12 protein-coding genes are annotated in these 15,553 nt (G+C 42.2%); 4 read left to right on the forward strand and 8 right to left on the reverse strand.

Annotated features, from left to right (window positions below; translation table 11 throughout):
* Positions 1-134: 134 nt before the first annotated feature.
* The 3 genes from QZR76_RS13625 to QZR76_RS13635 all read right to left on the reverse strand — a co-directional run bounded on the left by QZR76_RS13625 (position 135) and on the right by QZR76_RS13635 (position 3,514).
* Positions 135-962, reverse strand: coding sequence for a DUF2764 family protein (locus tag QZR76_RS13625; protein WP_294143353.1), 828 nt, complete (start codon positions 960-962; stop codon positions 135-137).
* Positions 963-1,049: 87 nt separating this feature from the next.
* Positions 1,050-1,658, reverse strand: a complete 609-nt coding sequence (locus tag QZR76_RS13630; protein WP_294143354.1) for a V-type ATP synthase subunit E — start codon at positions 1,656-1,658, stop codon at positions 1,050-1,052.
* An 845-nt stretch (positions 1,659-2,503) separates the two neighbouring features.
* Positions 2,504-3,514: a YeiH family protein gene (locus QZR76_RS13635; RefSeq protein WP_294143364.1), complete on the reverse strand. Its 1,011-nt coding sequence runs from the start codon at positions 3,512-3,514 to the stop codon at positions 2,504-2,506.
* A gap of 561 nt (positions 3,515-4,075) precedes the next feature.
* Between QZR76_RS13635 and QZR76_RS13640 the strand changes: the two genes are divergently transcribed.
* Genes QZR76_RS13640 through QZR76_RS13655 form a run of 4 tightly spaced genes read left to right on the forward strand, consistent with a single transcriptional unit; the run spans position 4,076 to position 11,584 of the window.
* Positions 4,076-7,474, forward strand: a complete 3,399-nt coding sequence (locus tag QZR76_RS13640; protein ID WP_294143355.1) for a SusC/RagA family TonB-linked outer membrane protein — start codon at positions 4,076-4,078, stop codon at positions 7,472-7,474.
* An 18-nt stretch (positions 7,475-7,492) separates the two neighbouring features.
* The gene (locus tag QZR76_RS13645) at positions 7,493-9,112 is read left to right on the forward strand and encodes a RagB/SusD family nutrient uptake outer membrane protein (protein WP_294143356.1); all 1,620 of its coding nucleotides are present in this window, start codon (positions 7,493-7,495) and stop codon (positions 9,110-9,112) included.
* 18 nt (positions 9,113-9,130) lie between these two features.
* Complete coding sequence (locus QZR76_RS13650; protein ID WP_294143357.1) at positions 9,131-9,883, forward strand: DUF4843 domain-containing protein; 753 nt, start codon at positions 9,131-9,133, stop codon at positions 9,881-9,883.
* A gap of 18 nt (positions 9,884-9,901) precedes the next feature.
* The gene (locus tag QZR76_RS13655) at positions 9,902-11,584 is read left to right on the forward strand and encodes a PKD-like family lipoprotein (protein ID WP_294143358.1); all 1,683 of its coding nucleotides are present in this window, start codon (positions 9,902-9,904) and stop codon (positions 11,582-11,584) included.
* 104 nt (positions 11,585-11,688) lie between these two features.
* Here the strand turns inward: QZR76_RS13655 and QZR76_RS13660 are convergent, their stop codons facing one another.
* The 5 genes from QZR76_RS13660 to QZR76_RS13680 all read right to left on the reverse strand — a co-directional run bounded on the left by QZR76_RS13660 (position 11,689) and on the right by QZR76_RS13680 (position 15,321).
* The gene (locus QZR76_RS13660; RefSeq protein WP_294143359.1) at positions 11,689-12,306 is read right to left on the reverse strand and encodes an OmpW family outer membrane protein; all 618 of its coding nucleotides are present in this window, start codon (positions 12,304-12,306) and stop codon (positions 11,689-11,691) included.
* Between the two features lie 38 nt (positions 12,307-12,344).
* A complete protein-coding gene (locus tag QZR76_RS13665; RefSeq protein WP_294143360.1) occupies positions 12,345-13,007 on the reverse strand; it encodes a DUF4136 domain-containing protein in 663 nt (220 codons plus the stop codon).
* Between the two features lie 158 nt (positions 13,008-13,165).
* Positions 13,166-13,558 (reverse strand): biopolymer transporter ExbD, encoded by a 393-nt coding sequence (locus QZR76_RS13670; protein WP_294143361.1) that lies wholly within the window; start codon positions 13,556-13,558, stop codon positions 13,166-13,168.
* Positions 13,559-13,621: 63 nt separating this feature from the next.
* Positions 13,622-14,314, reverse strand: coding sequence for a MotA/TolQ/ExbB proton channel family protein (locus QZR76_RS13675; RefSeq protein WP_294143362.1), 693 nt, complete (start codon positions 14,312-14,314; stop codon positions 13,622-13,624).
* A gap of 113 nt (positions 14,315-14,427) precedes the next feature.
* The gene (locus QZR76_RS13680) at positions 14,428-15,321 is read right to left on the reverse strand and encodes a LysR substrate-binding domain-containing protein (RefSeq protein ID WP_294143363.1); all 894 of its coding nucleotides are present in this window, start codon (positions 15,319-15,321) and stop codon (positions 14,428-14,430) included.
* Positions 15,322-15,553 lie beyond the last annotated feature (232 nt).

Consider the following 15,553-nt stretch of genomic DNA (forward strand, 5'->3'; position numbering starts at 1 on the left):
CTTCGGTACGCACAAGTACAAGGTTGGAAATAATACTATGAACTTTTCCTTGTGTTTTATCCATTTTTTAATTTTTAATTTTTAATCTCTCCATCTTAAATTTCCGGGGAAATCTCCCCTTGTAAAATTTAAAATCATTTGAATTCTTCCGTGAACTCAAAACTATGCCTGAACTTCTCTACCATCTCCATGAAGACCTTACGTCCGGATTCGGAACTCATCTTGCTCCATCTTTCAATAATCATCAATTGCAACATAAAGCTCAAAACCTTTTCCACAGAAAAGTATTCGAAAACAACGGCTTCCTCTATAAAGTCCCAATGCAACAAATCCAACCCCCGCTCTCTTTCTACCAGATTGGGATTACCCATCAAGGATATCACCTTATCCACGTAAGGATAATCCATGGCCAAGCCAAAATCTTTCGAATTGGACGTACGCAACGCTTTGGCGAAAGCGTTATTCCCGATTACCTCTTTTTCCACCTCTTTTCCATATTTCCGGCAATTCAATGCAGTAATCAGATTCTTAACATTCATCGAAAATTCCGCGTATTGCCTCACAAAAGAGTTTCCGGATTTCAATAAATAATCGTAATACATCCAACTCAACACATTCTCCGGAGCAACATCGTATTTCAGATGTTCTCCTTTAAAATCAGCTATAAATTGATTCAAATAAGGAAGCAAAGAAGAGGTCGGCTCGGTAATTTCGTCCTCTATCTGCTTTAAAGAGTATACCGTCGAAAGAGTAGGGTCAGGCTCCTGCTTCGTTAGCAAACGAAGAATCTGCGTGTGATCTGCCGGAAGAAAGAATAGGTTCAAAAGCTCCATATCCTTTTTACTCAAATCGTTTTGAGCCAGCTCCCGCAAATTACTGACAGATATTGCCAATTTCCGATCATCCCAAGCGATCTCCGGCAAACCGGCAATCAAACAGTAGTAACCATTTTTCAATATCATCCCTCTCAATTTTAATTTTTAAATCTACGATTCTATGATTCCGTGATTGAATCTCTGAATCACTCAATCTCATAATCACTGAATCTCTTAGTCTTTAAAAAGAAGTTTTTTCGTGAAACTCCTCATGTATTGAGAGAAGAATGCCTCAAACAGTTCTTCCGAGAATGTAATCTGATATCCCCCGTCTTTCGGTTGAATAACAAATTCACCTTCTACATTTCCGGCTTTTACACTTAAACCTTTATTCAAAAGCTCTTTGTATTTGGCAGCAACAAAAGATTCGAATTGAGTCTTCTCATCAGCCGGAAGGATCACTTCCAAATCCAGATTCCCGGACGAGATATCCCATTTTTTTACGATTGTCATCAACAACTCTTGGACAAATGTCTTCTCATCAAATCCGACTTTTGCCATCTCTCCGGCAACTTTTCCCGAAATCAGTTCCGTGACAGACAATTTTAACGCGGCAATCGCTTGTCTTACACTTAAATTCATTTCGGATTCTGCCTTTTTTTTCAAATTACTGATATCCGTATTAGCTGTAGCATGCATCTCGTCTGCTTTAGCCTTGGCCTCTGCTATAATCGTCTCGGCCTCTTGTCTTGCTTTCGCGAGGATCTCATCCGCCTCCTGACGTGCCTTATCCACCCCCTCATCGTAAAGCTTCTTTGTCAAAACATCTAATTTATTCTCCATATATATTGTATTGAAATAGTATTTTTTTCCCCTCTATTTTTAAGCTTTCCTTTGCTGCTTAACTCTCTGAAAAAACGGCCTCAAGGTATTAAAAATTATCGGGAATAACAAATAAAAATTAACACTTCCGAGTCACCGATTTCATCTAACCTCTAAATAGGTTACGATAAGTAATTCAGATAATTATATTCTTCAAATATCATACCAAAAATCAAAGTATATGAAATAGATAACGTTTGTAGAGTCTATAAAGTTTATGAAATCTTTTTATTTTTCCATAGATTCCTCTCGTTTCAATAAACCTGAAAGATCGATTCTATAGCACCTTAATCCCGTCTCTGAGTATTACCGAATCTCTTAATTGTAAATTCATTTTTGATTTAAGATTTACGATTTATGATTAAAATTCTGATCTTACCCTCTTTAAATCTAAAATCGGCAATCAAAAATCCGAAATCACCGAACCACCGAATCACCGAATCCTTTAATCCCAGAATCCCTTGATTCTTTAAATCGTAAATCCGAAATCGTAAATCTACAATTGGAAGGGATAACTCCTCCGGGGCAGAGACGTTCTCGTCGGTCGTGTAAACGCTTTTCGTTCACTACCCTCCGGGACTCGCTACGCTCAAACAATCCGTCGGGTGGCCGTTTCGAAACTCGAACCCGACACTCGCCGTTCACTATTTATACCCCTTCGTTTTTCTCCCTTTTCCCTTTAATCAATAGTAAATTAATTTTTGATTTAAGATTTACGATTTACGATTAAGATTCTGATCTTACCCTCTTTAAATCGTCAATCTACAATCCGAAATCGTCAATCTTTTTAATCTCAGAATCTACAATTAAATAAGGTACGGGCTTAAATATTTTACCAATAAATAACCGCCTCCTAAAAGCCATACATAAAGTGTTAAAGCCAGAATAAAGGGTTTTGCTCCTGCTTTTTTAAATTTTTCTATGCTGGTTTCTGCTCCGAGAGCCGTCATGGCCATGGTTAATAAGAAGGTGTCGAAATCATTGATAAAGCCGATAACCGGTTGAGGTAAAATATTAAAGGAATTGAATCCGATCACGATCAAAAAACCGAAAGCGAACCAAGGTACGGTTATTTTTTGTCCTCCGGCTTGTTGCTTGTTTTTATTTTTTCTGGCACGGGCAACTAAATAACTTACGATCAATAAAACGGGAACAAGCATGATGACCCGGATCATTTTGACAATAATAGAGACTGCTGCAATCTCTTCTCCCATAGCATTTCCGGCTCCTACCACGTGGGCTACTTCATGTAAAGTAGAACCGGTATAAATTCCCATTTGTTCGGGAGCCAGGTCTGCAATACCGCTTTTATAAAGCATGGGATAGACAAACATGGAGATGGTTCCGAAGATAACGACTGTAGATATGGCTACGGCCGTTTTATAGGGTTTGGCCTTTATCGTTGATTCCGCTCCCAGAATGGCTGCGGCTCCGCATATCCCGCTTCCGATAGAGGTCAGTAGAGCTATGCCTTTATCCATTTTGAGTAGTTTGCCGATAAGTACGCCTCCGTATATGGTAATCGTTACAATGATGGCATCGATCAAAATGGCCGGTAGTCCCACGGCTACAACATTTTGAAATGTTAACCTGAATCCGTATAAGATAATTCCCAAACGTAAAATCTTTTTAGAGCAGAATAAGATTCCCGGGACCCAAGTTGCCGGTAATCTGTTTCGTAAACTATTGGCATATAGCATACCTAAAATAATACCCACGATAAGGGGGCTAAAAGATAGTTTTTTTACGAAGGGAAATTCACTAATGTAAAATGCCGCACAAGAGAATAAGGCGATCAATAAAACGCCATGGAGCATATTGCCTCTTTTTTCACTTAATTTCATTGTATTGGAGTCATTAATATTGTTGGTTTAATATCTTTTAAAAGCCGATGCGAAGGAACAAATTTTTTTTACGAAACATAAGATACAAATTGTTATCCTGTATAACTTTTATTTATGGAAGAACAGACAAAAACTGCTTTAGACTCCCTTTTCCCGTGTCCAAATGAATGTACGTTAAGGATTATTCTAAGTTTGTTGTCGAACGTGATATTTTATATTGTTGATTATTAGTGGTATATAAAAATATTTTGTAAAAAATGGATTTCACGTTCCCCATAAAAATGGATTTTCGTGTTATATAAATATAATCAATGATAGAATTCTTAAAAGGATCGTTTATTGACACACTAAAACAACAAATATAGATTACGTGTGAATATATATTAATTCATTGATAATTAGAATAAGTCATATTTTTAAAGGGAGATAATTGGGTAATTGTATATCAAAAAAGCATAACATCAATAAACGATGGTTTGTTGCCATTATTTGATGTTTCTTTTAAACAAGTTACATAACTAAAACAAACAATTTATGAAGAAAATTCTAACATTGTGCCGGAGGTATCCCGGAAGATTAAAAAAAGGGGGAGTCGTTTTCGGTTGGACGTTACTATTCGTTTTGTCGGGTGTATTGAATGTCTGCGGGGCAGAGGGCCTCAAACTCGAGCAAGAGGTGAGATTGTCCATGAAAAATGTTTTTTTGAAGGATGTCATGTGGGCAATAGAGCATCAGACAAAATTCATTTTCATGTATAACGAGGAGGATCTGGATAAGGTCGGTAAAGTGAATGTCGAGGTCCGGGCTTCCGATATCGAGGAGATTTTAAACGTTTGTCTAAAAGGCACGGGGTTGACTTACGTGATTCAGGATGCCGTGATCGTGTTGAAACCCGTGATCGAAGACAAGAAGTCCAAGAAGGTCCGTATTACCGGAAAGGTGACGGACGAGAAGAAAGTACCTTTGCCGGGAGTCACGGTATTGATAAAGGGGACGACCTTGGGAACGGCCACGGGTGTGGACGGAAAATACTCCTTGTCGTTACCGGACGTGAAGAATATCACGTTGGTGTTTTCTTTTTTAAGTATGAAGACCCAGGAGATCAAATACACGGGGCAGGACACGATTAACGTGGTTATGAAAGAGGATTTGCAAAAGTTGGAGGATGTGGTGGTAACCGGTTATTTGAAATTGAAGAAAGAGAGTTTTACCGGAAACGCAACGACCGTGACGAGAGATCAATTGCTGAAAACCAATAACAAGAACGTCATTGCGGCACTTCAGGCGTTCGATCCCTCTTTCCGGATCAAGGAGAATAAACTGTTCGGATCCGACCCGAATGCCTTGCCCGAGTTCACGATCAGGGGAGAGGGAAGTCTCGGAATGGAACGGGGATTGGACGTGGAGAAAAATCGTCGTACACAACGTACCGCATTGAAGGACAACCCGAATTTGCCCATCTTTATCCTGGACGGGTTCGAGGTTGCCGTTCAGAAAATCTATGACATGGATATGAACCGGATCGAGAGCATGACCATTTTGAAGGATGCGGCAGCTACTGCCATGTACGGTTCCCGGGCTGCTAACGGGGTCGTCGTGGTGACTACGGTACCTCCCCTGCCCGGAGAGTTACGGGTGTCCTACAATTTTACCGGCGGGGCGGAGTTTCCGGACCTTTCGGATTACAATTTATGCAATGCCGAGGAGAAGTTAGTGGTGGAAAAATTGTCCGGAAAATACATTCAGGAGGATGGAGACCCGGGGATGCAGTTGTTAAAGGATCTGGCTTATAACGATTTGGTAAACGAAGTCCGGCGCGGGGTAAAGACCGATTGGCTGGCTCAGCCCCTGCAAAACGTGTTTAACCATTCGCATAGCTTGAACGTTTCCGGGGGAGTGGAAAGTATCCGTTACGGTTTTGATCTGAATTACGGGACACACAACGGGGCGATGATCGGTTCTTACCGGGATAACGCCGGAGCGGGTTTAACCTTGGATTACCGGAATAAAGAGTGGTTGCAGATCATGAATTCCGTTTCATTTAACGTGACACGATCACAGGACTCTCCTTACGGATCGTTCGATACTTATGCTAAATTGCAACCCTATTACGCTCCTTATTCAAACGACGGGGAGTTATTAGTCAGGCTAAAGAATGATGAAGTTAACCCGCTTTACAAGGCCAAGCGATTGGGAAGTTATATGGGGAGGTCACGCCTGAACGATTTGACCAATAATTTCAGTATTAATCTTACGATTTTGCAGGGATTTATATTTAAGGGACAACTTTCGCTAACAAAGACCGATTCGGAAACGGAATCTTTCGAGGATCCGAAGGATCCCTCTTTCAGCACGGCTCCAACCCGGGAACGGGGAGTTTTGTCTATCTCCGACGATAAAAGTTTTAACTGGAATGTAAATGCCATGCTTTATTACAATCGTTCTATCGGGAAACATTTTATCAACGCAACGGCTGGTTTAAACGTGCGGGAGACTCACGGGAAAAGCATGTCTATCCGATATAAGGGATTTCAATTAAGTAATCTGCATTCTCCGACCTATGCGGCGATGCAGGACGGCAAGGCAAGTGTCTCTTCCGACAAAAGTCGTTTATTGGGGATTCTGGCTTCCGTCAATTATTCCTATAATAATATTTACCTGTTCGACGGTTCTTTCCGGTTGGACGGGTCGTCCAAGTTCGGTAAGGACAAGCGTTTTGCTCCTTTCTGGTCCGTCGGGGCGGGAATGAACGTGCATAATACCAAGTGGCTGAAAGATCACTGGCTGATCAGTACTTTGCGGGTGCGGGGAACTTACGGGGTGACCGGTAACGTGAATTTCCCTCCTTATGCGGCCATCTCTACTTACAAGACTTCGGACAAATGGTATTATGCTACTCCTTCCAATACCCTGATTGCCTTAGGAAATCCGAGATTGACCTGGGAGAAGACCTATACCGTGGATTTCGGGGTGAATTTAGGGTTGTTTAACGAACGGTATTATCTTGAATTCAGTTATTATCGAAAAGATACTAAAAATCAATTGGAACGACTCTCGATACGTACCTCTTCCGGTTTCTCCGGCTTCTATACGAACGCCGGTTCTGTTCAGAACAAGGGATTCGAGATAAGAGTGAATGCCACGGTTTTACAAACCAGGGATTGGACGGTGGCTTTAACCGGAACCTTAGCATCCAACACGAATAGGATCACGAAATTGGGACAGGAAGCCGAGCGATACAACAAAAATATCCAGGATTTTCATAATAGTAAAAATCAGATGGGAGGAGAGGGAGATTATAAAGAGTTGCTTTATATCCCGTTAACCCAGTATTACGTGGGAGCTTCCACCACGGCTATTTATGCCGTGCCTTCTTACGGTATCGACCCTTCCAACGGTCAAGAATTATTCCGGAAAAGAAACGGAAGAAGTACCTATGTTTGGGATGCGGTTGATCAGGTCGTCGTCGGAGATAAAAGTCCGGATGCCCAAGGATCATTCGGGATCAATATCGGTTGGAAAGGTTTTTATGTAAATACTACCTTCCTTTACCAATGGGGAGCTCAGGATTACAACGAGACCTTAATTAAAAAGGTCGAGGAGGCAGATATCGACGGGGGTAACGTGGACCGCCGGGTGTTGACGGAGCGTTGGAAACGACCGGGCGATATCGCTCCTTTTTTTGATTTGAAAGCGAAAAAGCAAACGCAGCCGACTTCCCGTTTCGTCCAAGACAATGATTACGTTGCCTTTAGCGGTCTTTCCTGTGGTTACGATTTTAATCAGGAGTTGATTCGTAAATTCCGTTTGACCTCCTTGGGATTGCGTTTTAACGCGAACGATATTTGCCGGTGGTCGACGATACGGCAGGAACGGGGAACCAGTTATCCCTACGCTAAAAATTACAGTTTTACCTTGACGTTAGGTTTCTAATTTAAAAATGAAAGGATTATGAAAATAAAGATACAAATCATTCTTTTGATTTCCGGGCTGTTTTTCGGTTCTTGCCGGGATTGGCTGGATCTGCAACCGGAAGGAGAGGCAACCAGTGACGAGTTATTTGACACCGGCGACGGTTACCGTTCCGTTTTGGCCGGTATCTATCAGGCGATGACTTCTAAAAATTTGTACGGGGTGGAACTTCAATTCGGTATCGTGGATTGTATCTCCCGGCAATATACCTGGGATTGGCAATACGCTGACGACGGGCTAAACATGTATCGAAACGCCAGGAGTTTCGACTATTACAATGTTTCGTTAAGACCGACAATCGATGCGATTTGGAAAGACGGTTTTAACGTGGTGGCCAACGCGAACAATTTGTTGCAAAACGTGGAAAAGTCATCTCCGGATTTGTTTACCGGGGGAGAGACGGAGCGTAAATTGATCATGGGAGAGGCCTATGCCTGCCGGGCTTTGATGCACTTCGATATAGCACGGCTTTTTGCCCCGGCATTGATCCATGACGACGGAGAAAAACGGGTACCTTACGTGGAAGAAACGCCTAATATTCAGCCTAACGGAATTGCGTTAAAACCTTTTTTGGAGAAGGTGATCAGGGATTTAAAAACAGCCCGGGCATTGACGGTTGAATTCGATACTTCTGCTTTGGGAATGAGTATGAGCGCTACCGGAAATACTCGTTTTTACGGTAGCGTGGAATCCGGTATGGAGGGATATAATAAAGAGAATACGATAGACGGTTTTTATACCGGACGGGGTTATCGGTTAAGTTATTACGCGATTACCGCGTTGCTGGCAAGGGTATATCAATATGCCGGTATGTACGAGGAAGCTTTCCAGATGGCGGATACCGTGTTGCAGTTTAAAGCGAGAGGTGTAAACGGGGCTTCTTATGACATGTTCTCAACCGAACAGTTTTGGGCGATTCAGAATGACGATAACGAGAAAAAGGAGGATTTGAAACTTACTTCGAACCTGATTTTCGCCCTTTATAACGAAGAGGCTTACAACGACTACGGCTTGGGAAATTTTTTCCTGAAAGAGACCAGTGGAATGACACAAGGCAATTGGCTCGCTCTGGATGAAAGAAAGCAAAAGATATTTATAAACCCGAATGATGCCAGCGACGAATCCCAGATTGATATTCGTTCCCGCTATCTTCTGTTTCAACCGAACGGTTTGTGGGGAAATAAAATATCGGCCAAGTGGTATTGTAGCGATGACACGAAGATACGCCAGAAGAATGTTCAGATTCTTCCCGTTATCCGGGCCACGGAGATGCGCTACATTATGGCCGAGTGTTATGCCCGTAAGGGGCAATTCGCTCAGGCGTACGATATTTTGAATACGATTCGGCGGAACAGAAGTACCTTTGCTGACGTTGGAGGTGGTGTCTGGGCCACGATGAATGATCTTCCGGTAGCTACCGACTATGCTACTTTTCAACGGGATCTGGTTCGTGATGCACAACGGGAATGGATATCCGAGGGACAGTTGTTCTATCTCTACAAACGGTTGGGGGCCAAGATTTTTATGCAAGAGGGAGAGGTACGGGAACTGAATAAATCCGAATATATGTTTCCGATACCGGATAATCAGAGTATGTAATCTAAAACGACACGAGATATGAAAAAATATTTGTTATACAGTATGGTAGTTTGGATCGCCTTTTTTACAGCTTGCGAGGAGCAATATATCGAACCTTTCGGCGATCGGCACGAGGTGTATTTTAAGCGATTCTTTAAAGATGAGGTCGCTCCCGGAACGGCTAAGGCCGACTCCACGAACGTGACCTTCTTTTTTGCCAAACCCACGGACACTTACGTGATGGCCGAGCTGGTGGTGGTACTTGCCGGACGGCCTTTGGCTAAAGACTTGCATTTCGGGTTGAAGGTGGTGAAAGAGATGACCACGGCCAATCCGGACGAGTACGAGTTGGCAGATTCCTATACGTTTCATGCCGGTCCGATCGCTGAAGATTTGGATATGTTTCAGGACACGATTCGAATCCGGATGAATAAAAGCGATCGGTTGGGCAGTATGGAGAATGGGGTGCGTTTAGTCGTGGAGCTGGTACCGGGCGAAGGTTTGGCCGTGGGCCAGTTCGAGCGTTCCCGGGCGGTAATCCATTTCACGAAAGACGCCGTGAAGCCGGAGTGGTGGGACCGGGAGGTGGAATACTACTCCTTGGGGCGCTATTCGACCTTAAAATACAAGACCTTTTTGGAGAACATAGAGGGGGCATACGATTTGAACGCGGAGATGATCCGGGATCGTCCGGATAAGGTCAGGAAATTAGTGGTCGCTTTTAAGGATTGGTTGGCCGATCATCAGATATGGGACGAAGAAAATAATGAATGGATGTCTGTTAATGTTTAACGTGTTAAATGAGATATTATGAATTATATAAAACTATTCGGTCTGTTGTTTTTTCTTGGCTTTTTGTCGGGATGTTTTAAGGACGAGGGCAATTATATCTATACGGAACTTAATCCGCCGCAATGGATACAAGATTTTAATAAAACACCGGAATATATATCCGGTTGGGCCGGTAAAGGGGAAACCATGGTGTTCAACGGAAGTCATATGTTTAAGTGGGGAACGGATTCAGCCGCCCGGGCGAAAGAGGTCCGTTACGAGTGGAAGCTTGGCGGCGTCGTGATCGGCGATCAGTTGGATATGGAACTTCCCACGGATTCGGTGTTCCAAAAGTTAGGGTTAGATGCTTATACTAATTCAGACGGTATCTGGGGAACCTTTACGGTGATCGAGAAAGAGACGGGAGTCTCCTTCCCGGCCCGGCTTTATGTGTCGATTTATCCTACTTTTGCCCCGGATGATTGGTTTATCTTATCGGAAGACGGGAATAACACAAAATTTTCGGCCATCAGTCGACGGATTGTGACGGAACAGGGGAAGCAAAAGGTGGAGTACATCTTAAAAGACAACGCTTACGAGGAGATTAATCACGGGAAGATCCCCGGTAAACCGGTTCGGTTGAGTATGGAGACCGCCCGGGATATCAGTCCGTCGGGAGCCTGCGTGGTGATCACGGATCAGGTGGCTTACGAGGCAAATATTCAAAATATGGAGAAAGTGGGAGAGCTAAAGGATCAGTTTTTAGACGGAACTCCACCGAACTTCGTGGTTTCCGATTTACGGGAAAAAGCACCCCAAACTCCCGGACAGGAGAGTGCCTGTACTTTTGTGGCTACGGAAGACGGCAGGGTGTTTTACCGGGTAAAGTCTCCCAATTATTTGGGAGGACAGTACCTGACGGAGCCTTACGTGATAGACGATAAAGGATATAAGATAACGAAATTCGGACATTCCACGTACGGTGGAGTCATTCCCTGTTACGATGAAAAAAACCGGAGAATCGTTATGGCGACGACCTGGCGGGACGGAGGATCTTTCCCGGGGGACAATCCTCCTCTTTGGCGGACGCGGATGGTTCCGATAAAAACACATTACAATGTGCCTGTGTCTAATTTTTCCGAGGGTACGGAGGTGTTGTATTTGACGCAAAAAAATCATATCAGTTGGGGATATGGCGGAACGACACTATTGTTTACCGTTTATTATAACGATCCCACGATGGAGGATCGCACATTGGTAGGAGATTTTTCTTTCAGCACTCAGGCGGAGGGAATAACCCGTACGACCTTTGAACGTTGGTTTTATCTTCCGGTAAAATTAGATGCTTCTTCGGTTTTCTTGGTGAGTGCCAATAACCGCCCTTCTCTCGACTACAATAAAAAAGCCATGTATCGCGATTTTTACACGGTAGGGAATAAACTCCATTACCTGCAACGCTCAACTTCATGGAGTGCAACTGAAGATGCAACGCAAAGAAAGTTTATGACCTTTAACGCCACCTTCCCATCCAAGATTACGGCTTTGGCTTATGCTTTTTACAAAACGGATCAGATTGTCGTGGGGTGTGAGGACGGGAGTATCTACTGTTACGATATCAATAATATCGAAAATCCGAGGTTGTTGTTTCAGAAAAAATTAAACGGAAAGATTTCCGTGATAAAACAGATCGGTTGGCATACCAGTAATCACGATTGGTATTAAAAATTTCAAATCACTTTATGTAGCATTTATAGATTATGAAAAAGAGCTGCCGAATTTTCGGCAGCTCTTCGTTACTTAGTTGTTTTTGTATAGAGTTCTGTGTTTTAATTAACACCTTGCAGAACAATACCTACGCTAATAGCAAAGCTTTGTGTTGCGGGAATTCTGCCGTTTCCGGCTTTGGTCCCGTAAGAATATCTGAATCCTAAGTTAAAAGCGAATTGGTCGTTGATGGAGATAAGTGTTCCGATCTCCGGAGCAAAGGCAAATTGCCATCTGGATTCCGTCGAGGTAAACTGTCCCACGTCTAATTTCAATTCCGTCCAACTCGTACCGATCCCTATACCGAAATAGGGCCTGAACAGAGTATTGCTTTCCGTGAACCAGTAACGACCGATAGCCATGATGGGCACCGTGTTGACATAACGATACTGATGACCTGTGATGGTGTGTATATCGCTATTTCCTTTGAAGTAAAAATCAGAGGTTTGTACGCCTTTGTTTTTGTAGAAAGTGTTCCATCCTACCATACCTCCGATAGAGAATTGTTCACTTAAAAAATAGTGGTATTCCAAATCCATACCTCTGAAGCTCATTTTACCTGTGAAGTCGTTAATTTTTCCGATTGGAACTGACATCTGGTAGTTTAAATTCAGCATCTGTCCTTTTACAAGAGGGCTAAGACCGAATAATATCAATGATATAAATAATAGTTTTCTCATAATCTTTTGCTTTAAAAATTGACAATAAGGATGTTCTCTTAATTAGCGGTACCACCATGTAGGTAAGGCGATTGTGTGAAGCATTGATTAATAGTAGAGGTCATCCGGTTCAGAATAGATTGCTCAGAACCTTGTAAAATTCCATCAGCTACACCGCTCCATAGAACGGGAACTTTTTTAGTACTGGTCGTTGAAGCATCGGCTGCAATCATATCGATCACGATAGATCCGCTTCTATAGGAATAGACGGCAGCAGGATACCACGGGTAAGAAGGACCCCAGCCCGGACCCCAGCCTGAACCCCAAATCCAATTCCATCCCGGATACCATCCCCAGTAATCATACCAGTAATTGGCTCCGTAATAGTAGTTGACATTTGAGAACGCGGAGACCGTTACAATAAAGCTCGGTTGATTAGCCTCGGTTTGCTCCATGTAGGTGTATCCCTTGTCTTCGAAATTTTTCTTTACCAAATCCAGAATTTGGGCATCGAATTTGTGATTGGGAGTTTCTCCCTTAGCCACGAAATAGACAATCGTATCCGGGAGTGAAAAGGTGGTGTACTTCGTAAAATCTGCACTCTTGTCATAATTCGTTATGGCAACATCCATCTCATCCACGTCATCCGCACCTCCCGGATAACATGAAATCATCAGCTGTGCAAACAATCCAATGAAAGATAATAATAATAAACGTTTCATACTTAGTTAGTTTTAGTTTAACAATTGTTGCTATTCTATAGTTCCAATGAGTTGTAACAAGTGTTACCATTAGCACTTGTTTGGTTGTATACGCTTGCCTTAACGATTGGTTTCAGAAAGCAGAATTTTTTTTTGGAATAGGATTGAAGCGATCTGCCTTATTCTGGGGTAGTTGCTATAATCAGGCGATAGTTGTGGTCTTTGGCAATATTCATTACTTTGACGATTTGTTCCAATGGAACGGACTTGTCAGCTTGTAAGGAAATACAAGGTTTTTCCTGTTCTTTCAGCTCTTCGACCAACTTGCTTTCAAGCATGGAAAAAGGAATAACCTTTTCGTTTAAATAAAAAGTATAATTCTTATCAATAGAAACAACTGTGATCGGTTTTTCCGAGGTTTGGTTTGTACTTTCGGGTAATTCCAATCTTAACGCGTTGGGATTAATCAGCGTTGACGAGACCATAAAAAAGATCAATAGCAAAAATACGATGTCGGTCATGGACGACATGTTGAAGTTCGGGTTTATTTTGCTACTGCGTTTGATGGACATAATTGATTTAGTGATTCTGTGATTAAAAGATTTAGTGATTCTGAGATTGGGTGATTAAAAGATTTAGGGATTAGAGGATTGATTTTTTTTTAGTTGGATAAGTGAATCTATAAGTTCGGAGTTATACCGTTCCATATGCAGGACGATTTTATCAATCCTGGAAACGAGGTAGTTGTAGGCCAGATATCCGATGATCCCGACGATTAAGCCAGCCACGGTAGTGATCATAGCGGTGTATATACCCCTTGATAATAGGCTGATGTCGATGTTGTTGCCGGCCATGGCCATGTCATAAAATGCCTGAACCATTCCGACTACTGTTCCTAAAAATCCGATCATGGGAGCTGTACCCGCACAAGTTGCCAGGGTTGCTAATCCTTTTTCCAAGGTTGCTACCTCGTAGTTTGCCGTGTTTTCCATGGATTCACGGATTTCACCTGGAGCTTCCGTTCTTAATAAGATACCTTTTCTTATGATTTTAGCTAAGGGGGTATTTTCCGTATCACAAGCAGTTAAAGCTCCTTCTATATCTTTTTTTTGTATTTTTTCTTGAATCTGTTGCATAAATGCCTCATCTCCCGTTCCGGTTTTTCGAATGATCCAGAATCTTTCGCAAGCGATGTAAATGGCCATAATCGATAGAATAAAGATAGGGATCATTAACCATCCCCCTTTGACGACCAATCCCCATAGGCTCATATCCATATCTGCTGCTTTTGCTACCGGAGCCGCTATTTGTAATATCCAATTGTTCATGCACTTATTTTTTGAAATCTTTCTTAAAAGTGTTGCGAAGATAATGTGGTTTTCGCGAAAACACAAATTCCGCTATCGAATTGTATAGATACTTTCAAGAGAGAATAAAAATATCACCAATTTTTTTTCTTATTTTTTTCACAATACTGTAAGAGCTTATTGGCATACGGGTCTAAATAGCCTTGTTTATGAATCGCGTATAATTCCCGGGAAATTTCCAAGCCTTGTATATCGATAATTTTTAGTTTTCCGGAAGCTAATTCTTCCCGAATACTGAATACGGAAACAAGGGCGTAACAGTCCGAATGTTTCAGGTAGTGTTTGATCCCTTCGGTCGTTCCGATGCTTATTTGTTGATCCAGCTCCTCTATCCGGATATTGGATTTTGCCAGTTGCTGCTGAATGATTTTGTATGTTCCGGAACCGTTTTCCCGGAACACGAATCTTAATTGTTTTAGTTCGTCTAACGTAATCGTCTCTTTGCTTGGATGCCGGGTCGAGGTAACCAGGACGATCTCATCCTGCAGAAAAGGCATGTAATGAATGTCCGGTTCGGAAGGTGTCCCTTCGATAAAGGCTAACTGAATATTACGATGTAGAATCTCCTGTTCGATCTGATTCGTATTTCCGCTGATCAGGTTAATCCTGATATGTGGGAAACGCTCGCGGAACGAGGCTAACATCCCCGGTAAAATATATTGTGACAATGTCGTGCTGGCACCGATAGACAGGGTACCGGAGAATTCATTTTTCATTTGATGAATACCGTATTCGATTTCCCGTTCTTTATCCAATAAATCCTCACTTTTTTCCAATAAATATTTTCCTGCCGGGGTTAATACGAAACGTCCTTTTTCCCGTTCGAAAAGGGTGACTTCCAGTTCCTTTTCCAATTCTTTTATGCTTTTGGATATGGCCGGTTGTGAAAGATGCAACTCTTCAGCCGCTTTTGTCGTGCTCGAGTGTTTAGCCGTGTGATAGAATATCGTGAGTTTGTGGTCTAACATAATGGATTGAATTAAATCATGTAAAGAGAGACTTTTTAACCGATTTTTTTTTACAAAATCTCCGTTTTAAGCCCTATTCCTTCCTGTTATTCGAAACAAATATAATATTTTCAAAGTATACAGCTGGTCTAACGAGAAATATTTTTAGATTGTAGATTAAATGGATTCAGTGATTCAGTGATTTCGGATTTTAGATTTAAAGATGGCAAGATCAGAATTGAATCATAAATCG

It is taken from the genome of uncultured Sanguibacteroides sp. (assembly GCF_900543425.1).
GTDB lineage: Bacteria > Bacteroidota > Bacteroidia > Bacteroidales > Marinifilaceae > Gabonibacter.